18 protein-coding genes, 1 tRNA gene and 1 pseudogene are annotated in these 20,050 nt (G+C 55.6%); 3 read left to right on the top strand and 17 right to left on the bottom strand.

Annotation, left to right across the window (positions count from 1 at the left end; all coding sequences use genetic code 11):
- Positions 1-135: 135 nt before the first annotated feature.
- Positions 136-269 (bottom strand): annotated as a pseudogene (locus ACT3T7_RS07450) (TRAP transporter large permease subunit); the annotation flags it as partial.
- Positions 270-501: 232 nt separating this feature from the next.
- Here ACT3T7_RS07450 and ACT3T7_RS07445 point away from each other — a divergent pair.
- Complete coding sequence (locus ACT3T7_RS07445; RefSeq protein WP_193053393.1) at positions 502-1,554, top strand: GlxA family transcriptional regulator; 1,053 nt, start codon at positions 502-504, stop codon at positions 1,552-1,554.
- Positions 1,555-1,640: 86 nt separating this feature from the next.
- On the opposite strand, the gene ACT3T7_RS07440 is transcribed toward ACT3T7_RS07445, so the two are convergent.
- The 3 genes from ACT3T7_RS07440 to ACT3T7_RS07430 are packed head-to-tail and all read right to left on the bottom strand — an operon-like array spanning position 1,641 to position 3,602.
- Positions 1,641-2,903, bottom strand: coding sequence for a TRAP transporter large permease (locus tag ACT3T7_RS07440; RefSeq protein ID WP_444630541.1), 1,263 nt, complete (start codon positions 2,901-2,903; stop codon positions 1,641-1,643).
- Complete coding sequence (locus tag ACT3T7_RS07435; protein ID WP_444630540.1) at positions 2,900-3,427, bottom strand: TRAP transporter small permease; 528 nt, start codon at positions 3,425-3,427, stop codon at positions 2,900-2,902. Before ACT3T7_RS07435 ends, ACT3T7_RS07440 begins: the two co-directional genes overlap by 4 nt.
- A 1-nt stretch (position 3,428) precedes the next feature.
- The gene (locus tag ACT3T7_RS07430) at positions 3,429-3,602 is read right to left on the bottom strand and encodes a hypothetical protein (protein ID WP_176372232.1); all 174 of its coding nucleotides are present in this window, start codon (positions 3,600-3,602) and stop codon (positions 3,429-3,431) included.
- 272 nt (positions 3,603-3,874) lie between these two features.
- Between ACT3T7_RS07430 and ACT3T7_RS07425 the strand changes: the two genes are divergently transcribed.
- Entirely contained in the window at positions 3,875-5,260 is a 1,386-nt protein-coding gene (locus ACT3T7_RS07425; RefSeq protein WP_444630539.1) for an FAD-binding oxidoreductase, read from the top strand.
- Between the two features lie 87 nt (positions 5,261-5,347).
- Here the strand turns inward: ACT3T7_RS07425 and ACT3T7_RS07420 are convergent, their stop codons facing one another.
- Positions 5,348-6,346, bottom strand: coding sequence for a TRAP transporter substrate-binding protein (locus tag ACT3T7_RS07420; RefSeq protein WP_444630538.1), 999 nt, complete (start codon positions 6,344-6,346; stop codon positions 5,348-5,350).
- Positions 6,347-6,487: 141 nt separating this feature from the next.
- Between ACT3T7_RS07420 and ACT3T7_RS07415 the strand changes: the two genes are divergently transcribed.
- Positions 6,488-6,564: transfer RNA gene (locus ACT3T7_RS07415), tRNA-Arg, on the top strand.
- Positions 6,565-6,746: 182 nt separating this feature from the next.
- Here the strand turns inward: ACT3T7_RS07415 and ACT3T7_RS07410 are convergent.
- The 12 genes from ACT3T7_RS07410 to ACT3T7_RS07355 all read right to left on the bottom strand — a co-directional run bounded on the left by ACT3T7_RS07410 (position 6,747) and on the right by ACT3T7_RS07355 (position 20,050).
- Positions 6,747-7,049, bottom strand: coding sequence for a Com family DNA-binding transcriptional regulator (locus ACT3T7_RS07410; protein WP_444630537.1), 303 nt, complete (start codon positions 7,047-7,049; stop codon positions 6,747-6,749).
- 149 nt (positions 7,050-7,198) lie between these two features.
- The gene (locus ACT3T7_RS07405) at positions 7,199-7,723 is read right to left on the bottom strand and encodes a hypothetical protein (protein WP_281441650.1); all 525 of its coding nucleotides are present in this window, start codon (positions 7,721-7,723) and stop codon (positions 7,199-7,201) included.
- Between the two features lie 11 nt (positions 7,724-7,734).
- The gene (locus ACT3T7_RS07400) at positions 7,735-9,282 is read right to left on the bottom strand and encodes a phage head spike fiber domain-containing protein (protein ID WP_444630536.1); all 1,548 of its coding nucleotides are present in this window, start codon (positions 9,280-9,282) and stop codon (positions 7,735-7,737) included.
- The gene (locus ACT3T7_RS07395; RefSeq protein WP_444630535.1) at positions 9,283-10,158 is read right to left on the bottom strand and encodes a hypothetical protein; all 876 of its coding nucleotides are present in this window, start codon (positions 10,156-10,158) and stop codon (positions 9,283-9,285) included.
- Position 10,159: 1 nt separating this feature from the next.
- Positions 10,160-11,593, bottom strand: coding sequence for a hypothetical protein (locus ACT3T7_RS07390; protein WP_444630534.1), 1,434 nt, complete (start codon positions 11,591-11,593; stop codon positions 10,160-10,162).
- The gene (locus ACT3T7_RS07385; protein WP_444630533.1) at positions 11,590-17,211 is read right to left on the bottom strand and encodes a phage tail tape measure protein; all 5,622 of its coding nucleotides are present in this window, start codon (positions 17,209-17,211) and stop codon (positions 11,590-11,592) included. Before ACT3T7_RS07385 ends, ACT3T7_RS07390 begins: the two co-directional genes overlap by 4 nt.
- Before the next feature lie 18 nt (positions 17,212-17,229).
- Positions 17,230-17,496, bottom strand: coding sequence for a DUF1799 domain-containing protein (locus ACT3T7_RS07380; RefSeq protein WP_444630563.1), 267 nt, complete (start codon positions 17,494-17,496; stop codon positions 17,230-17,232).
- Between the two features lie 95 nt (positions 17,497-17,591).
- Entirely contained in the window at positions 17,592-17,915 is a 324-nt protein-coding gene (locus ACT3T7_RS07375) for a hypothetical protein (protein WP_444630532.1), read from the bottom strand.
- Positions 17,916-17,983: 68 nt separating this feature from the next.
- Positions 17,984-18,910, bottom strand: a complete 927-nt coding sequence (locus ACT3T7_RS07370; RefSeq protein ID WP_444630562.1) for a phage tail tube protein — start codon at positions 18,908-18,910, stop codon at positions 17,984-17,986.
- A gap of 2 nt (positions 18,911-18,912) precedes the next feature.
- On the bottom strand, positions 18,913-19,350 hold the full coding sequence (locus tag ACT3T7_RS07365) for a phage tail terminator protein (protein ID WP_444630531.1): 438 nt from the start codon (positions 19,348-19,350) through the stop codon (positions 18,913-18,915).
- Positions 19,350-19,610, bottom strand: coding sequence for a hypothetical protein (locus tag ACT3T7_RS07360; RefSeq protein ID WP_444630530.1), 261 nt, complete (start codon positions 19,608-19,610; stop codon positions 19,350-19,352). Before ACT3T7_RS07360 ends, ACT3T7_RS07365 begins: the two co-directional genes overlap by 1 nt.
- Before the next feature lie 29 nt (positions 19,611-19,639).
- The gene (locus ACT3T7_RS07355) at positions 19,640-20,050 is read right to left on the bottom strand and encodes a gp436 family protein (protein WP_444630529.1); all 411 of its coding nucleotides are present in this window, start codon (positions 20,048-20,050) and stop codon (positions 19,640-19,642) included.

Here is a 20,050-nt window from a genome sequence, read left to right as displayed (position 1 = left end):
GCTTATCCAGCGATCAATAACCCAAACCTATAGCCCCTGCATAATAAGCTCAACAGCCCGCCCTCAACGCAAGAGCGGACCGTTTTGCTCATCCTAGAGTGTTGGATGGAGGAATGTTTAGTAGCTGGTAATCCATAAAATGATGCCAAACCAGATGGGATCAAACCCCAGGCTTGTGATCATGGGAAACGTAATAGGCAGCATCATTGCAGTAGTGATATGCCATCAAAGAAGCAACCGAGTGCTATATAAATGATAACAACCATCAGCTGCTAATCACGGCAAACATGATAGAAGCATGTTTAAAGCGCCCTTATTGACGCTTCATGCACAGTTTTATATTCATGAACGGCGATGGGCGACCATAGAATGGCTAATAATTCCTTGCACACTTATCCTGGCCAGCAGTGATGCGATGCCAATTGATTACCTTTCAGGTTATGTTGGTATCTTGAAAATGCCCCCTTTTGCACCGTCGTCGTGGTCAGGTTGAGGGAATATATGAAAGATAAGTTTTGTAGCTTGTTGAAAAATAAAAATATGGCCTATTTACCACCAGAACAAACGCTGGCAGTGCCCGCAAAAGTGAAAACAGTCGTTTTTTTGTTGATGGAAAATTTTTCCATGATGGCATTTACAGGTGCTGTCGATGCGTTGGTAACAACGAATTTGATGAACTCAACGACCACTTACAACATAAGGGTTGTCGGTCATGGCAGCGCCGCTGTGCTATCAGACTTGGGGATTGAAATTAACGCGGATGCATCTCTTGCGGATTTTGATCTTTCCAACGAAAAAGTAGATGTATTGATAGTGTGTGGTGGCTTGAGAGTTAAAGCGCAATCCTCAGCGCTTGTGCGTAATAAGCTAAGAAAGGCAGATAGCCACGGCGTTGTATTGGGTGGTTTATGGAATGGCGCCTACTTTCTTGCAGACGCAGGTCTGTTGAGTGGCTATCAGTGCGCGTACCATCCTGACGGACGCGCCATGATGGCTGAGGAGTTTCAAGACGTTACTATCTCTGCCCGAAGCTACGTTGTGGATAGAAAGAGATTAAGCTGCGCGGGCGCGAGCAGCTCCCTAAGTCTCATGCTAGAAGTTGTTAGAGCCGATTGCGGTGACCAGGTAGCCAGTGCGGTTGAGGAAATGCTCAGCTGTGACAAGGAAATAGAGCTGCCAGACATTTCAACGATTAACGTGGATCAAAACCATACGTTACCAGAAACGCTTAAAACAGCCCTTCAGTTGATGAAAAACAATATTGAAGAGCCGTTATCTATCGTTGAAATAGCCAATTGGGTGGGTATTTCACGGCGCCAGCTAGAGCGATTGTTCTGTCGCTATATTGTCGCTAGCCCTTCGCGGTATTACATGGAGTTGCGTTTAACACGGGCGCGGCAGCTATTGCAGCAAACAAATAAACCGATAGCAGAGGTGACCGTGGCGACAGGGTTTGTGAGTATTTCGCACTTTAGAAACTGCTTTTATCAACTGTTTGGCGTGTCCCCTGGCCAGTTTAGAAAGTCGTTTCAAAAGGGCGGCCATTTCCTGTGATCTTGTGCCTGAATGGCGGCGTACTGATAAATACGGGGTTCAAAGGGAGCCGGGCAGGCTCCCTTGAAGAGCATATCTGGACGATATTAATTTCCCGACCACCCCATCAATATGGGGACATAGACCACTAGCAGCAGCACGCCGATTAGCCCCAGCAGATAAGGCACGATGGCGCGTGTAATACGCTCAAGCGGTAGCTGTGTCACTGAAGATGCAACGTACAGGTTGATCGCCACTGGCGGCGTGATCATGCCTATCGAGAGCCCTACCACGATAATCAGACCGAAGTGGATCGGATCGATACCCAGCTGCAGCACCAGCGGTAGCAGCACCGGCGTTAAGATAATCAGCGCGCTTGCCGTTTCGATAAACACACCGGTCAGCAGGATGACGGCGACCACCAGCAGCATGATAATCAGCGGGTTGGTGGAGAGCGACAACACCGATTGCGCGATAGCACCAGGCACCTGCCAGCTAGACAGCGTCCAGCTCAGCACCGCCGACATGGCAATCACTAGCATGATCACTGCAGTGGTGATGGCTGAGCGGATCAGCAGCCGATACACCTGGGGCAGGGTTAAATCACGATAGATGAATAGTGACACCAGCAGCGCATAGTTGACGGCTACCACCGCCGCCTCGGAAGGCGTGAAAATGCCTGAAAAGATGCCGCCTAGAATAATCACCGGCGTCATCAGCCCCCAGCTAGCAGCTTTCAACGTACGCCAGATGGTGGCCAGAGATAGCGGCGTGCCCTTGGGGTACTGGCGTTTATAGGCTTGGGTGATAGCAATGGCCATTAGCCCCAAGCCCATGGCCAAACCGGGCAAAAAGCCGCTTAAAAACAGCTTGGATACCGATTGCTGGGCAATCACCGCATAGATAATCATGGGCACTGAGGGCGGAATGACCACGCCGATCGTGCCACTGGCGGCAATCAGGCTGGCCGCCGAGGCGGGGTCATAGCCCTTTCGCTTAAGCTCCGGCACCAGGCTTGAACCGACCGCCGCCGTAGTGGCCGCGCCGGAACCCGAAATAGCGGCAAAGAACATGCCCGCCATAACCGATACGACCGAAAGCCCGCCGCGCATAAAGCCCACCAGCGAATCGGCAAAACTCACCAACCGCTCGCTCACCTTGCCTTGGGCCATTAAGTCTCCGGCCAGGATGAACATGGGAATCGCCACCAGCGCGAAGGAATTGATGCCCTGAAACATCTGCTGGGTCACCACCATCAGCGGCACGCCCGACTGATACAGGGCAAACAGAGTGCTTGCGCCAATCGCAAAGGCAATCGGCACGCCTATCAGCATAAACAGGAAGAACAGGCCAAATAGCAGCATGGTCATGGTGTCTGTTCTCCAGTGGGTTGCGAGGATTTGCCTTCAAGCACCAGTTCAAGCAGATCGACCAACGCATACCAGGCCATGATGGCTGCACTGATCGGCATTACGGCATACACGTACGACATCGGCACGCGCAGCGAGGCGGATTTCTGAAAGCTCTGTACCTGCATATAGCGATAGCCGATCACTACCAGCGTGATCATAAAAGCGATAACCACCATCACCGCCAGTATTCGTGCTATTTGGCGTAAACGAGCAGGGAGCGCATCAACGGCAAAGGTAACGGCGATATGATGGCCACGCTGAAAGGCCAGCGTGCCGGCTAGAAAAGTAATCCAGATGAGCAGAAAACGTGCGACCTCTTCGGTCCAGCCAAAGGCGGTGAAAAATACTCGAGAGACAATTTGCAGCGTAATCACGCCGATCAAGGCCGCCATGCCCGCAAAGACCACTGGCTGGAGAACCGTATCCAGACCGCGCTCTATGCCTCTTAATAGTGCCAATAAAGGTTGAGAGAAAGTGGCCACGTTACAGCAGTGCCTCCTGGATGCGAGGAAGGCGGTTACTGAACTGTTCGCCAAGTAGCTCTTGGTATGCCGCCGCACTTGGGGCGCTGTCGTCGCTATTCATTATGCAGGCAATCGCCCGTGTGGCGCGTTTAAGTAAATGGCGGGGCATGTGGGAAGAGGGGACGTTATCCACGTTATCTCCTTGGAATGATCTGTTTTTTTATAGTGTAGAGGGGGGGAGGCCTTAATCAGCGCGTCATCTATACCATATTGGTTTTAGCGAACAAATAATTGATTGTAATCCCGCCATTCGTCGTAGAGCCTGCCGGAAAACCACGCTGGCAATAAAAAACGTTTTAGATCGTAGCCTTGAGCAAATACACCGTTGGCGATAGCCTCTCTGCCTACGTATAAATACATAGCCAGGCTTCACGCCGCACCGACCGGCCCTGACAGGAACAGAGAATGGACACGCTGATTAATAGTCTTACCGACATCGTAGGAAAAACAGGCGTACTGCTGGGTGATGACGTTGCCCAGCGCAGTGTCGACTGGTTCACCAAAGCGTCTTGTCAGGCAAAAGCAATTATTCGACCGCAATCCACTGAACAGCTCAGCCAGGTCATGACGCTTTGTTATGAGGCCAATCAGCCGGTGGTCACCCACGGTGGATTAACCGGCGTCGTGCATGGCGCCGTTGCCAGCCCTGACGAACTCGTGGTGTCGCTGGAGCTAATGAACCAGATCGAGCATATCGATGCCGTGGGTTCCACGATGCAGGTACAGGCGGGCGTGACGCTTCAGCACGTTCAGGAAGCCGCTCAAGAGATCGACAGGCAGTTTGCGCTGGACTTGGGCGCACGCGGTTCCTGCACTGTTGGCGGTAACATCGCCACTAACGCGGGCGGCATTCGGGTGATTCGCTACGGCATGATGCGCCAACAGGTGTTAGGGCTGGAAGTGGTTCTCAGCGATGGTACCGTGGTCAGTTCCATGAACACTATGCTGAAAAACAACGCCGGTTACGATTTAAAGCAGATGTTTATGGGTAGCGAAGGCACCCTGGGGATTGTTACCCGGGCCGTGCTGCGCCTGCATCCGAATATGCCCAGCGAGCAGACCGCGTTCGTCGCGGTGCCCTCGTTCGACGCGCTGACATCGCTGTTAAACATGGCCTCCAAAGAGCTTGCCAACAGCCTGAGTGCCTTCGAAGCGCTATGGAACAATCACTACGCGTTGATGACTTCCGCGACGACCAAACACACCGCATTGCTGGCCAACAACTCGCCGTTCTACGCCATTATTGAAACGCTTGGCTCGGACGATGAGAAAGATGCCGAAGCGTTTGCGAGCGTACTGGAAAAAGCCCTTGAAGCAGAGCTGATCACGGATGCCGTGCTGGCCAGCTCCAGCAGCCAGCGCGAAGGGATCTGGGCCGTGCGTGAGGATATCGAAACCCTGGTGCACGCGCTTGACCCGATGTTCTCCTACGACATTAGCCTGCCGATCACCCACATGGATGAGTACGTAACGGCACTAGAAGGCAAGTTGAAGGCGCAATGGCCGGAAACCTGCGAGCTGGTCGTGTTTGGCCACTTGGGCGATGGCAACCTGCACATCATCGTTACGGTACGTGATGCCAGCCAGGATACCCGGCGTCAGGTCGAAAAGTTGGTGTACGGTTCGCTGGTGAAGTACAACGGCTCGATCTCCGCTGAACACGGGGTGGGCCTGGAAAAGCGCGACTACCTGACACTTTCACGCTCACCGGAAGAGATCGCCCTGATGAAGCGCCTGAAACAGGCAATGGACCCTAAAGGGCTGCTTAACCCCGGAAAAATTCTGGCCTGAGCATCTGGTGAGTCATCGCATACAGCCAACAGGCCACCGTGAGGTGGCCTTTTGGGTTAATCAATAAATCAACTGCTGAGGCGTGGCTTACTCCGCCAGTGCTTCTTGAATGCGTGGCAGGTAGTCGCCAAACTGCTGGCCGTACTTCTCGTACACCGGCACCACCGCGGCTTGGAAGGCCTCCATATCAGGCGAGTCATTAATCTCCATACCGGCTTCCTGCAGAGCGGCTAGCTGTTCGGCTTCCATATCGGCATTAACCTGGCGTTCGTACTCAGCGGCTTCCTGGGCCGCCTCTTCCAAAACGGCCTGTGCTTCTTCCGGCAGTTGGTTCCAGGTCGACATGCCCATCACAAAAATAGCCGGGGCATAGGTATGGCGCGAGAGCGTCATATAGTTCTGCGTTTCGCCCAGCTTAAAGGAGTAGACCACGTTTACCGGATTTTCCTGACCGTCGATGGTGCCCTGCTGCATCGCCGTGAGTGCTTCGGTCCAGGCCATCGGGATGGCGTTGGCGCCCAGCTCGCGGAAGGTATCGGTGTATACCGGGTTCTCCATCACACGAATGCGCAGACCGTCCATATCGGCTGGCGTGTTCACTGCGCGCTCGCTATTGGTCAGGTTGCGAAAGCCGCGTTCGGCGTAGGCCAAGCCTTTCAGGTTAACGTCGGAAAGCTTATCTAAAAGCTCCTGGCCGATTTCGCCATCCAAAACCCCATAAGCCGCCTCAGGGGACGGGAACAGGAAGGGCAGCTCAAACACTGCCATCTCTTCTACAAAGTTGGCTACCGGACCATTGGTAATCAACCCCATATCCACGGTGCCAATCTGCATGCCTTCCAACAACGTACGCTCATCGCCTAATGAAGCATTGGGGTAGATATCAATGATCACCTTGCCGTCGGTGCGTTCTTCCACCAACTCCTCAAACTTGGTGGCGGCGATATGAAAGCCATCCTGCTCGTTGACCACGTGCGCCAAGCGCAGAGTCACGGGGTCCATATCGTCAAAATTAGCCGCGAAGGCTGAGCTGCAAAGCGCCAAGGAAACAGAGAGTGCCAGCGCATGTTGTGCGAATGTTTTCATTTTTATAGGTTCCGGATGTGTAATAAAGGAAAGTGCCTGCAAAGCATGCATCACACGAAGCAAAACGGTCAATTAAGCGAACAGTAAAGCCGCCGCGCGGCTAGACACAGCACGCCCGCACAGGTACGATACGCACCCAATGCGCCCGTAGCTCAGTTGGATAGAGTATCGGCCTCCGAAGCCGAGGGTCGCAGGTTCAAATCCTGCCGGGCGCGCCAGACATATCAAGGGCTTACGTTTATTCGTAAGCCCTTTTGTTTTGTCTATGACCATTTGTAAACGCGCGTCGGTTTTGGCATAGTTGTAGCGAATCGCGAAACTTGAGACGCCGATTCACTTGGTTTTAGAACAGATTTAACCACTACTTAAACGATCTTTAATCTCCGCTGTTACTGCACTACTAAACCTCCCAGCTAAGCCCTTCAATGCTATCAATCTCGCCCGCAACTACTTGCGCCTGGTACTGGCCTTCCAGAGCGATCAGGGCACCACGGCGATGAGCGATGGATTGCAGTGCTTGCTCGACGTCTGCCAGGGAATTATTGGGGTAGCCACGAGGCGTCTCCTTTAAGGGTTTGGAGCTCGTGGCTCTCTGCTGGTTTAAGTGCCTACAACGCGGGCACTTTATTTCAATGAACTGATAGTCGCTGACGTTGGCCAGCTTGCGGTTGCACCGCGTACAACGGATTTCAATTAACACCATGTCAAGCCTTCTAACGTTCTAACGTTTGGCTTAGACTGCCGGTGCCTCGCGAGGCAGGGGAGTCTTGGCCGACTTGCAGGTGCGTGCTGCTGGTTGGTGGCCACCTTCGGTGTGTCCGCACCTCGGGTGGTCACTCCTCTTCTACCTATCTACAACGTCGCCGCTTGAATAAAGAGGCTGTCGACGTCTTGTTGTGATAGCCCTAGCGCGTTGCCGATGGCAAGCAGCTGCGGGTTGTTACGCTCCCAGATGCTGGCTTTGTCTAGCCAGTTGCGGGCCAGTTTGCGCTCTACTAGGTCTGTGATGCCGTTGATTGCGTCGTCGACCTGCTCGTCTAGCCCGCTGCGTATGAGCTGCTCCATGCCTTGTCGGCTGGTGACGGATTCGGGTACTGGCGGAGTACGCACTGTATCTGGTGCAAATAGGCCGGTTGAGGTGTCGTAATGTAATAACGTTTTGGCTTCTTGCTCACTGCCAAAGCGATAATGATAGGTAGAGCTACCGTTAAACACTCGCTTAGGTAAATTCGGGTAAATACGGTATTCATCCATTGCGTACAAAACATGCGGGCTATTGACATGATAACCCGCCACTGGCACCGCTGGCGTTACAATGCTACCTGCGTCGTCTATTACAGCGTCTTTTAAGTAAATCGTACCGATAACATCGAGCATTTCATTCTCCCTCAAAGAGTTAAGGCGGCAGCATCGCTGACAGGCAGCATGATGGGATACAGGGAGACACGGCGAAATAGCATCTGACTTACGGGTGGTCCAGCTCTCTTAGCTAATTCTAACTGTGTCAAGGCGACTGGACGCGCCCCTTGCAGTGAGGTGTCATACCACTCTATCTCGCCGTTGATACACAGATACGCGGTATTGTGTGACCACCCGACTGCGACTCGAACTGGAATGGAAAGATCAACATCGCTTTTGCCAAGAGACACCTGATTAACACCGCCAGAGCGGACACGAAAAGCGATTAGCTCAGTGACGAAGCGTAAATCCACTTGCTCGTTTTGTGTTCCATTATTCAATGCAATGATTGTCTGATCAAAGCCCGATCTCCCAGTCAAAATGGCTAACGGCTGAAACGATAAGAAAAGCGTCCCGCTCTCACTATTTGCAAGACCATCCACACCAACGGTGAATAAATCCTCTGTTCTGGATACCTGGGATGCCACAGTTGGGATGGTGGATGTGGGATCAGCGAAAGGCTCGAAACTAGCACGACGCATTTTTACGCCGGACACACCATCGCCTATATAAGTAGCATTTCCATTACCACCGGTTGGGCCAAAATAAATGTTTGTACCTACTACACCGGTGTAGTTTCGTAAAATAACGCTGACAGTACAGCGTACATAGCCATCTCTACGACGGGTAATTGTTGCTCGCGCTTCTCCATTATCTAACGCACTGACACTGGCGATATCATCAACAAGATCGAATTGCACTAATGCGCCCGGCAGAGTCTCTTCACCGGTAATCGCACGCACAAGAATGGCAATTGCACGGCGGTTATCATCCGGCAACACATCGACAGAATAGCTTACACCCCTTGAAATGGACGTTACGCTAATGTCTCTTCTCAAGCGTGACTGCGAAGAAATCGCTGTCTCGACCAGCTTATGGCCATCACCTTCAGCATCCACTGTTAGGCCAATTTTCTGCCATGGGGTTGCGGTAAAGTCATCAGAGTAGGTCAGTAAATTTGTAGATGGTGGCTCGATTAACAGGCCTCGGCGTGCACCTGTCTCTGGGTCATAGCTAAAGTGGGGTACATCAGCAGGTACCACTTCTCGACGGCAAAACGGCCCGTCTCGCTCCGTCTCACTCAAACGTGAAAAGTTGGGCATCAAAGTTGAAAATGTTTGCTGCTGCAACCCCTTACCGCTTAGCGACCAATACTGGTTTTTATAAAAATCTAATTCCAGGCAGGGCTGAATCACAGATTCAAAGTTTGCTTGAATTTGTTCAGCGTACCCAGCGGCTGTTAATGCGTGGCCCTGCGCAGTTGTGCTAGCGCTCTCAGCTCTGCCCGCATCAGCCGCCGCCGCGTCGATTTTTGCAGCGTATTGAGCGGTGTAGCCTGCCATTGCGACGGCTTGGCGCAGGCAGGGGATAAAGCGCGTTGTATAACCTAAGCCATCCAGGCCAGTGTCTGGATCGGCGTCATCAGAGTAAGTTCTGCCATCGCCGCCTAACGCGGTCGGAAACGTTACGCTCGCCATTTATAGGATCTCCAGTAGTGACATCGCGTGCTCATAGTTAGCGTGATACGGGTGTGTGATGCCGTTGAGTTCTGTTTGCTGTGCAATCATTGCCCGCGCAAAGTTGGTCGGGGATGGTCTCGGTGACCAGAGGTAGAGGATCTCTCCCACTATGTCCTGTGTGCGTTGCAGCCTGTGAAGGCGTAGAAATGCCTCGTCTTCCGTGAGGTTTGATAGCTGGAATTGCACGGTACGCTTCGGCGTGACGCGGCGGGCGTAGCCGGTGCGATTGAGGTCGCCCGCTCGGGTGATTTGGGTACCGCTGTCATATCCGTGGCTGACGTTCCAGTCGAGGTTCTTGATGGGCTGCCAAACATCGGCGGGCATGACGCGGCCCAGCATGATGGCCCCGTCAGGGTTCGATGTATCAATCAGCTCGACGTGCAAACTGCTGCCCAGCAGGCGCTCATCGAATAGCACAGGCGTCAGCGGCGTGTACTTTTGTCGGTCATCTTCAGAGAGGCGACGGTTCCAGAAATTATCGTTTCCCCAGATCACGTCATCTAGCCCATACAGCACGGGCCAGACGTTTTGCCAGCCAGTGTCGTCGATCAAGTCGGTTTGGCCTGCGTCTCGGTATACGCGCACTCTGATCGTCGCGGTAGCACTCAGGTTATGTGCATAAATTGCGAGCACTTGCAGGCGTTCGCGCTTGGGTAGCGTGATTGAAAACTGTGTGTCTGCTGGGTCTAACGATGTAGTTTTAGCGACGACAGAGGTACGGTCATCTTGAACGTGCGTTAGCGGCAAGGTGCTGACCCAGCTACCACCACTAACGACAGCGCCATCAATGTAGTTGGGCCAGCACAGTGCGATTTTATTGGGATCAAGTGCCATATTAGCCCCAGAGGTTCAATGTGATTTCGTTGGTTTGCGCGTTGAGCCGATAACCAGTGACGCGCATTGCTCGCCCTGAACCGTAGCCCTGGCGCGGTGTGATCAACGTGAGGCTGCCGCCGACCGTGGGCAGCAGCGCCTCAACAGCTTCCACGGTGACCGTGTCGCGACGGACGCCCAGCAGAGCCAGCACGCGGTCGGCGACGGCCTGGCTTTGGCTGTAGCTGGACAGCACGCTGTTGATCGTGAGTTCACCTGCGAGAGGGTGGCGTTCAATGACGGTTTCATTAGTGGCCGCCACACGGCGAGTTTGGCGGGCAAGACGTGCGCGGCGGGCTTCGGAGACGTTGCTCTCCAGGTCCGGCTGCACGGTTTCGATGCGATCGCAGTCGATGTTCACGCGCCACACTGGCAGGCCGCCGGGGCCTGCGCCTGTAGCACTGCGGCTGACGGTTTGAATGGCGTAGTCACGAATCGCAACGTCAGTGGGCTCGGGCTCCTCCCACTCTCCTAAACGCAACACCTGGTCGGCCTGTGCTGAGAGGTAGCCGCCAATGCTCTCGGCGATACGGTCGAGCAGGTCTAACGTGTTGGTTTGGGTGGTGATATAGAAGCGCACTGAGCCGTAGGTATTTAGTGTGGCCACGTCGTCTGCATGCAGGGTGTAGCCGCGGGCTGCCGCCAACGCTTGGGCAACGGCCCCGGCACGTGGGTCGGCTTGTGCGGCATCGACGGTCAGCGTGCCAGTAGCGCTATCACCCAAGCGGACATAGCCCTGGTACGCACGGAAAGTGCCCTCTACCGGTGCGGTGCTTTGCAGCTGGGCCAGGCTGCTATACGCGCCGCCGTTATTGAGCGCCACGCCTTTGTCGTAAACCGCTTGAATCGTGCAGTCGGGCAGCGATGACACCTGGTAGATCAGCTTAGCGGTGTTGACCAGCACCGGCTGTGCGTTTCGGGCCTCACCCAGCACCAGCGGCTTAGGTTCGCCTGCGATGTCGTCTTGGGTGCCTTCCAGTCCATTGGGCAGTACGTTATCGCCTGCATAGGTCTCCATCGGATGTGGTGAGCGCAGCGGCTCTAGCGGGTCGCGCAGCACAACCGATACTTCGTCATCGGAAAACGCCAGGCGTGCGACGGTGCCCACTACTTGCGGCACGCCATCAAGTGCCAGCACCATTTCACGGCCATCGACGGCATAGTCGGCGAGGTAGTCCAATCCGCCGTCTGTGTTGATGAGCGTCGTCTCGCCATAGCCGCTACGGCTCTGTTGCAGCAGTTGGCCAGCGTAGAGGCCTGCCTCGTATAGCCCTGGCTGCTGGATGCGCGGATCATAGAAATTATCTGCCTCATCCATATAGAGGCCCAGACTGAAGCGCAGGGTTTGCGGCTGGTTCTCTTCGTCACGGGCTTGGAGCGTGAGGGTCCATGTCATCGTTTTGCCGCCTCTAGCCGCTTGTCATCTTCCATACGCTTGAGCATCTTGTTGCTGCGCTCAATGGCGTTAATTTGGCCTTTAGCCGCTGCGCCGCGTTGGTTATTGGCCGCTGCCAAGTGTTTATTACTCTCGCCTTGTAGCCGGGCGTTATCACGGCGCAGCTCCGCCACTTCACGCTTCAGATCACGAAGGGTTTCAACAACATCGTTATTGCCAAGAAGAGGGAAGCTGGGTAAAGGCGTCTGTGAGAACATGAAGCGACTAGTACTAACGTTTCGCATTGCATCAGCATCTTCGGCTGTTAATACCTTTTCGCCACGGTGCAGCTCAGCGACGTAACCATCAAAAGGTACATACTCAAGGCCGGTTCGGTGTGAGCCATTAACGGCTAACTGACCACGTAGCTGCTCCAATAGCTGCGCGGATTGATCCGCTTGACGTTGCGCATCTCTGGCAAGTGACTCATTACGAAAGCTGCCCATGCGAGAGAGTGCGTAGAGATACTCGGGTGAGCCATCACCAAAGACACGCAGCATCCAGCTATGCATCTGCTCCCGCTCGGCAGCCGTCATATCACTGCGTGACGTGTTTTCGTGGATGTAATTTAAAACGCGATCCTCAACACCGGCAGACACGTTTCCCGAATGTTCTTTCGTAGCATCCATAAAGAAAGCACGGCGGCCCATACGGTAATCGGCTTCTGCAAGGTGGCCAGCCACCGTCGTTTCGACTTCACCTATTTGACGGCTGAGCTCAACACGCTCTCTCGCTCGCTGTTCAGCCGCTACTCGCTCTCGTTCAATACGAGCCACTTCTTCCTGAGCAACACCTAATGCGTTGATTGATTCACGCAGACTAACCATCGTGGAATTCAGACTCACAAACTGGTCAGTGGAGCGCGCCATCTCGCTTACTAAACCACTTAGTTCACGCAGTTGGTCGCGGGCCTGCTTTTCAAGCGAATCGGTATTTGTTTCTGTGCCTTGGCTGGTGCGGTTGAGCGCCTCTAATCGTGAAATAGTGCCGGAGCCATCCTTATCGAGCTGCTGGAAGATGCGCTTTAGCTCATCGTCTGAGGCGAGGCCCTGGAATGCGCCGTAAAACTCGTTCCAGTCAATTAAGCCGGATGCATCGAGATCAATGCTGTCAAATAGCGGGTGTAGTGAACTTGCTATGCCGCCAGGCAGTTGCTCAACTGCCTCTTGCAATGCTTTGCGGATCTCATCAGCAAGGAATTGTTCGGCGGTAATGGATTCCGGCAGCGCTCGAATCGCGGCGTAAACATCCTCTTGAATGCGCTGACCAGCTTCACTACTGGCGTTAAACGCACGGTTGGCTTCAAGCACGCGATCGGCGTACTGGGTGATGCCTTGCAGGGCGTTGCGGTCGCCGTTTTCAATGAGCACTAGCTGCCGGGCGAGCTGCTCTTGCGCTGTGGCTAGATTGGTTTCAGGCGAACCGCTGGTAGCCTGCTGTTGGTCTAGCCAGTTGCCGATATTGGCAAACTGCTGGGTCAGCTGGTCGCGCACGCGCGATAGCTCACGCTGGTAGTTGCGAGCCGCTGTCGTGGCGTTTTGCTGAACTGTAATCTCATCCTGCATCGCCCAGATACGCTCACGCATGGGACGCAGGGATTCATCGATAGAGGCGAGTTCGCGCTCACGTTCAAGCGCTAGTGCGCCTTCGGCGTCGCCCATTAGCGCGAGTAGCTCAAGCTGCATATCGAACTGCTGGCCATCAAAGACCTGATAGGCGCGCCGCACCTGTGCTTCAGCATCAGAAACGGCAGCGCTGGCATCTTCCAGCATCTGGTTAAACTGCTGGCCAACGCGTTCAAGGCCACGCTCGATCTCGACCAGGGCCGGTGCCAGGTTCATCGCTTCGTTGTACAGCTCGCGGCCAGAAGCGGTGGTGAGGTCGATGCCGTCGACCAAGTCGCGTAGCGCATCTGTCGAGTTAATCACTTGCCCTGTACGGGCCGTGAAGGCGCCCACGGCTTGTGCAGCCGCATTCATGGCGCGCTCTTGGCGCTCGGATTCGGTCAGCACATTTTGGTAGTAGTAGTCGGCGCGGGCACTGAACGCGTCGATACCGCCCGCCAGCGCAGCAAGGTGGGCCGCAGCATCGCCACCGGCGAGCGATGCCGCCAGAGTGTTGCCGTGCAGCTGCTCTAAAATTGGGTTGATACCGCTCAGTACGGTGGCCAGACGCTCCAGCGTATCGATGGTGGTTTCACCGCTAAACGCGTACTGGCTAACATCCCCAACCGAGTGGATCGCCAAAGCGTTGAGCGTGTTAGATAACCACTCCTGGATCTTGGCTTCGGCGTCTTCTGCACTGAGGCCTTTGGTGTCGATTCGCGTTAGGCCGGTAGTGAAGCCCGCCAACGCGGAGGACTGAAAGCCCAGCACTTCAATGGTCGCGGCCAGGCTTTGCTCGGTAACGTCATAAACGTCCTGCAAAGCACTTGAAAACTCACCGTCCAGTGCGCTGGTCTGGGTGCGGCGCTTGCTGGAGCGGAACCAGCCACCCTTGCTGTACTGCTCACTGAATTGATTGCCGGTGATATTCCCGCCGGAAACGCCCAGATTGACGCCTGAGCCGGTTTCATTCCAGCTTCGGCCACCGAACAGGCCTCCCACCGCTGATCCCAGCGTTGAGCCGATAAAGGCACCGATAGGCCCGCCAAAGTAGGTGCCTACCACGCCGCCCAGGGTGCCGAGTATGTCGGAATGCTCACCTTTACCGAACATCTCACCGCCGACGTAGTTACCCGCAATGCCTGCGCCTGCACTGTACATCCCCTGCATGCCCTGGTAGTTCTGCATGCTGCCGCCCCACAGCCCCGTGGAGCCAGTGCCGGACGTCGCCGCATTTGCCCAGCCGGTGCCCCCATAAGACTGAGCGCCACCCGCACCACCCCACTGAACACCGTTAAAGCCGCCTTGAACCGACTGCCACGCGTTGTTAATGCTGCCGGGGTTTATGCCAAAACCGCCGCCAGCACCTGCACCGCCCATGCCGCCCATGCCGCCTGCGCCGCCACCAAAGCCCATGCTAGTGGCTATCTGCACGGTAATGGGGCGGGTGATGGCCATGTGGGCCAGCTCGGCCAGCGTTTTATTCAGAACGCGTTTCATGGTGTCGGCAGCGTTCATGCTGCCATCAATGGCGCTTTCCCATAGGTTCGCGAAGCCATCATCCAAGCGACGCAGGCCGTTCAGGCGCACTTCGTCCCACGCACCTTCCATGGTGAAGGCGGCTTTAACGGTCTGGTCGGCCAAGTCCTCGGTATCTTTCTGGGCGTCGATATACTGCTGCTGGAGCAAGCCCATCATCTGGATATTTTGGCCAATGTTGCCGGTGCCCATGGCGATGGCCAGCGTGAGCGTTTGCATATCACGCGATAGCTGGACGACTTCGCGGCGGCCAGGGATCAGGCGGTTGCGCAGGGCTTCAAGGGCGGTGGCCTGGGCTTCGGTGGCTTTGGTGAGTTCTTGCTTGGCATCGGCACTTTTTATGTCGGCTTCGGTGCTTTCGCCTGTGGTTTGAGTGGTTGTGAGTAGCCACTGGTCGAGGGTTCTAAACTCGGAAGCAAGCGGCTTAACACCATCTGATTGCAGCTGGCCAAGAATCCCTCGTAAACGATCAGATGATTGGCCTACCGCCTCCATCTCATTGGCAATTTGGCCTAATTGCTGAATAGCGGTGGCCTGAGCCGTGGTCTGGCCTGCACCGATGCCAAGCGCTCCTGAACTACGGCTTGTACCGTTACCACTTGTTACTCGCTCTACTTCAGCGCGTGCAGCAATAGCCTGTCGCTCAAGGTCAAACATCTGCGCTGTAAGGCTAACCAGCTGTGCTTTTACAGCCGCTTCGCTATTGGTATTGATAGAGTTTGTTAACTCATCAACGCGCTGAGCAGTTTGTCGAGCTTGTTCCGCTGTACCATTCAGCGAATCACGGAAGTAATAGATGGCACCTGCTGCGATCACCGCTGCGCCCAACGGGCCACCAACCAGCGCTAGAGCACCTGTGGCAACACGCGTCGCACCTGCCATGGCAGTCGCGGCGGCGGCTTGGCGTGTCGTTGCGCCGGTCAGTAGGTTAAGCGTGCCCGTAGTTGCTGCGGCCACTGTTGCTTTCGCGGTTAACGCCGCTTGGCTGGCCGCGATAGCACCTACATAACGCCCAGCCATAATGCCGCCAGTGATGATCAACGCATCGCCCAGCAGATCGATCCCGCCCGCTAATGCCTCAATGCGGGCAATCTGCTCATCGGTCAGATCATTGGCTTCAGCCAAGGCTGGCAGCATGTCGTTATAAACAGCCAGCACACCGGTGGCGTTATCAACCACCAGCCCGAAGGCGCCGCTTACACCGCTCTCACCCAGCTGGAGAATCGACTCGCTCAGCATTGAATTGAAGCCACGGATGGAGCCTGTCAGGCCCGAGCCGATGATCAGCGCCATCCGTTCGACTTCGCCTTCAACACTATTCAGCTCACCACTGAACTCACGCACGCGGCCCGCGCCGGCTGCGAGGATTTGCGCGGCGGCACCGGCCTCACTGCCGAAGATGGCGAAGGCATCCGCTGTGGACACGTTGGCATCACGAATCCGCTCCAGCACCGTCTCCAAGCCGTGAGCTTCGATATTGACGTCTTCTATCGTGAGGCCGTAATTAGCCAGCACGCCAGCCGCTTGAGGCGTAACGTTCGAGAGCTGGCGGATAATGCCGATCAGGCCAGTACCGGCACGGCTTGCTTGCAGGCCCGCATCCGATAGCACGCCGATAGCCGCAGAAGTGGTTTCAATACTGATGCCAGCAGAGGCGGCGAAAGGCCCAGCGTAGGAAAACGCTTCACCCAACTGCATGATATTGGTGTTGGAACGTGCTGAGGTCGCAGCCATCACGTCGTTGACGCGATTTAGCTGGTCGACCTCCATTCGCATGCCGCCGAGCACGTTGGATGCAATATCCGCTGCTTGGGCCAGATCCATCTGGCCAGCCGTGGCCAGGTTCAACACGCTGGGCGTTGCGGCCAGCACTTCGTTAACGTCAAACCCTGCTTGAGCCAAAAAGCGCTGAGCATCCGCCGACTGCTTGGCAGAGTGCATACTGGTAGCGCCAAGGCTGCGCGCCTGCTGTTCAAGCTGAGCTATCTCACCGACTGTGGCACTGGAAACTGCCTGAAGCCCCAAAATGGAGTCTTCAAAGTCGGCGGTTTGAGAAATGATGCTGCCAAAACTGAGGCCGCCCGCCATGGAGACGAGCGCCATTACCACCCCGAGTGCAACAGAACGCAGGCGGTTTAAATGTGAGGATACGGTCTGGGCCTGCGCGCCAGTTTGCGCTAGTGCCTGTGATGCCTGACGCCCACCCTGATCGGCTTCAGTACCGAAGGTGCGTGCTTCTTGCCCCGCATCGCGTAAATGCTCGGAAACGGTACCCGCTTGGCGGCCCGGCGCTGTTAACGCCGTCTCGGCCTTTTTGCTTTCCCGTTCGGTAGTGGCTGAAAACTCCCGCACGTCACCTTGGGCATCCTTTAGGGTGCCACTAAGCTGGCGGCCATCGCCGGTGAGGGTAACGCTAAGCGTTAGATTGTTCGCCACGGTGCTTCCTTCTAACGTCTAGTTGCGGGGTTGGTTCATCACGCTAAGCGCGCCGCGCTCGATGAGCTGCACTTGGTCCAGCTGCTCAAGTCGTTCTGCTGGAGGTAACTGGTAGAGGCTGATCACGCTGATCACCGCTTGTACATCCAGCCCAGTAGGGCCGCCCATGCCTGCAAAGCGCCACTGGCGGGAACAGCGCTGGAAGGTTTGAACGGCCTCCCAGTTTTCCGGCAGCACATCGAAGAGATCCGGCTCGGCACCTTCCGTCTTGGCCTCTTCGGCCAGCTCGCCGCCCAGAGTGATGCCTAGCGCGGCCAGGTCATCCTTGACCAGATTGGGCTGGGCCGTGCTGGCCTCAGCCCAGTGCTTGCCTGCGTCGACTAGATTCGCCCACGGTTCTTTTTTGAAACGCTCTCCTGATAGGCGGTGATCAGCGCCGTTGAGATCGCCGGGTCGTTTTTGGCGGCATGCAGCAGGTCGTCACCTTCCAGTGCTTTGCCTTCGTCATCCGTTAGGCAAATGTCTTCAACGCCCTTTAGCACTTCGTCGAGAAGCAGCGTATCGGCAGGCATGTCGCGCAGTTCGTTCTGGGGCTTCACTTTGAACGTGGCTTTGAATTTGCCGGTGTTTTCCTTGCCGTTTTCGTCATACACGGTAAGGGCAACGGGGAACTTGTAGGTGCGGCCTGTATTTACTGTGAACACGGTTATTTCTCCTGATTGAACGCTGTTTAACCGCCGCTTGGGCAGCGGTTACGGGGTGGTTAAAAGGGTTACTTAACGACGATGGTGACTTCGTCGTTGCCGTCGATGGGTTCAGGGCTGTAGTTGATCGACAGCATCTGCGTCCCTTCCAGATCCGAGTACGTGGGCGACTCGATACCGACCTTGGGCATGCTGATCTCGATAATGTCGCCCGCTGTTTTTCCGTGGGTGATTTTGAGCGAGCCAGTGTCTGCACGCTGCGAGACCTCGAAGTAGTTCTTGGCATTCACACCGGGGTCTTCGATACTCAACTGGCCCGAAGGGGAGCGGCCAGTGATCTGGATATCGTTGGAGCCCACGATTTTCTTGTGTATTACCTGACCCGACATATCGAGCGAGAACTGGTTAAACGGCACCACTGCACCCATGAAGTCGAGCGGCGCTGTGTTAACAGAGTTGATGGCCAACCCGGCGCGCCACTGGCTAAGAGTGACGCTAGGCAACTGTTCTTGAGTGACAGGGCTGATGAGAGCGCGGAACGTAAAGCGGATCACCGGCATGCTTTCAGCGTTCAGCGTGAACGCTGGGGTTCCATGGGCCCCACGCCCTTTATGCAAGTTGCCGTCTACATGGGTGAAGAAAACCCCAGAATCTTCATCTTCAGAAACGGGGCTATAGGTGACGCTCTCGCCTTCTACAATCACTTCACTAAAGCCACAGGCGCGCAGCATCTTGCCCCACGGTGGCGGCGTGCCGGGTGTGCCGCTGGTGTTCAGCTCCACTTCAACGACCGATTCAACGTGCTTCTCACCGGCTGCACGTGGGCTGTTGCCGTAGTAGGGCCGCACAAAGCTACGTTCAATATCAGTACCGCTAAGGGGAGTAACGGTGATCTCACGTGTCAACACGGCGTCCGTTGCCGCTTCGGGCGTTGTAGCGCCGTCGTTGTACTCGGATTCCAGGGCGAACAGCATCGCCCGGCGGTTGGTTTTCATACTCACGGGGAGTTCTCCTCAAGTGGCCAAAAGTATTCGGTGGTGAGCACATCGGCCCAAAACAGGGCGTGACTCTGTAAGGCCAACAGCTGGCCGCGCTGCCATTTCACTTGGATGTCGCAACCCGGCGGCATCCAATTAATTAACTGAGTGAGGGCTGAGGTACGCAGCCGTGCCAGTTCGTCATCACCCGCCGTGGCCACCGGCCCTAACGGTTGGTTACGGCGACGAATACCTGTCACCAGTAGCACTTCGGTTTTCACGCGATGCCGTGCCTGGTTGCTCATGGCACCGTGGCTGACCGTTTCACGCCCTAGCACCAGCATCATGTTGGGTAGATGTGCGTTGCTCTGAGCGGCTTCTATATCCGCTGCCAGCTGCACAGCGGGCAGGCCTTCCAGCGCGTTAAGGCGATCTAGCCACGGCGTGAGCGACAGCATTACTTGGCCTCTTTGCCGGTTTGCGCTTCAGTGGCCACGGCCTTAGGCGGCGGTGCTGGTTCCATTTCCAGCGCCGGGTCGCGCTCAATCGCCTTGTAGGCGCTGCCTCGGTCATCCAACGTCAGGTGCTTCCATTCGTTGGTGAAGATGACCCCACACACTTGGCGCTTAACGCCGGGTGATTTGGTCTTTACTCGCACTTGCACAGCAGCACGCGGGCGTGGTGGTGGCGCTGCTTTGGTGGTCTGTTTGGCACTCATGAATGTCGTCTCCTGATTCGTGAAGCCGGTTAAAAACCGCCGCCGTTGAATACTTGGCGACCTGATTTCATTTGCACGCTGCCCGCGCTGCTACTGGCGGCACCGGCAGAGATCCCTAGCCGCACTTCGCCACGCGATACCATGCGAAGAAACTTCACTGCGGCGTCGTAGCGTTTCTGCACCTGCTCCAATGCCTGTTCGTCATAGAGCCGGTACCGGGCGATATCGCAGGCGTACGAGGTGACGATGCGCGGCACAGGAACCAGCGGCACGGGATAGCCCGCTGCACTCACATAGCCATCAATCTCACCGCTGGCGTCTTCACAAGCGCGTTCCACCACAGCGGCATCAATAGCGGTGCCGGTTTCATCGCGGGCGATGGCGAGTAATTCGTGCTCGCCAAAGCGCTCAATAAGATCCGCCTGGGTGCAGTAGGACAT

The organism is Halomonas sp. 111 (genome assembly GCF_052379685.1).
GTDB classification, from domain to species: domain Bacteria; phylum Pseudomonadota; class Gammaproteobacteria; order Pseudomonadales; family Halomonadaceae; genus Vreelandella; species Vreelandella citrativorans.
Note: the sequence above shows the minus strand (reverse complement) of the source record. Positions and strands in the feature narration are given on the sequence as shown.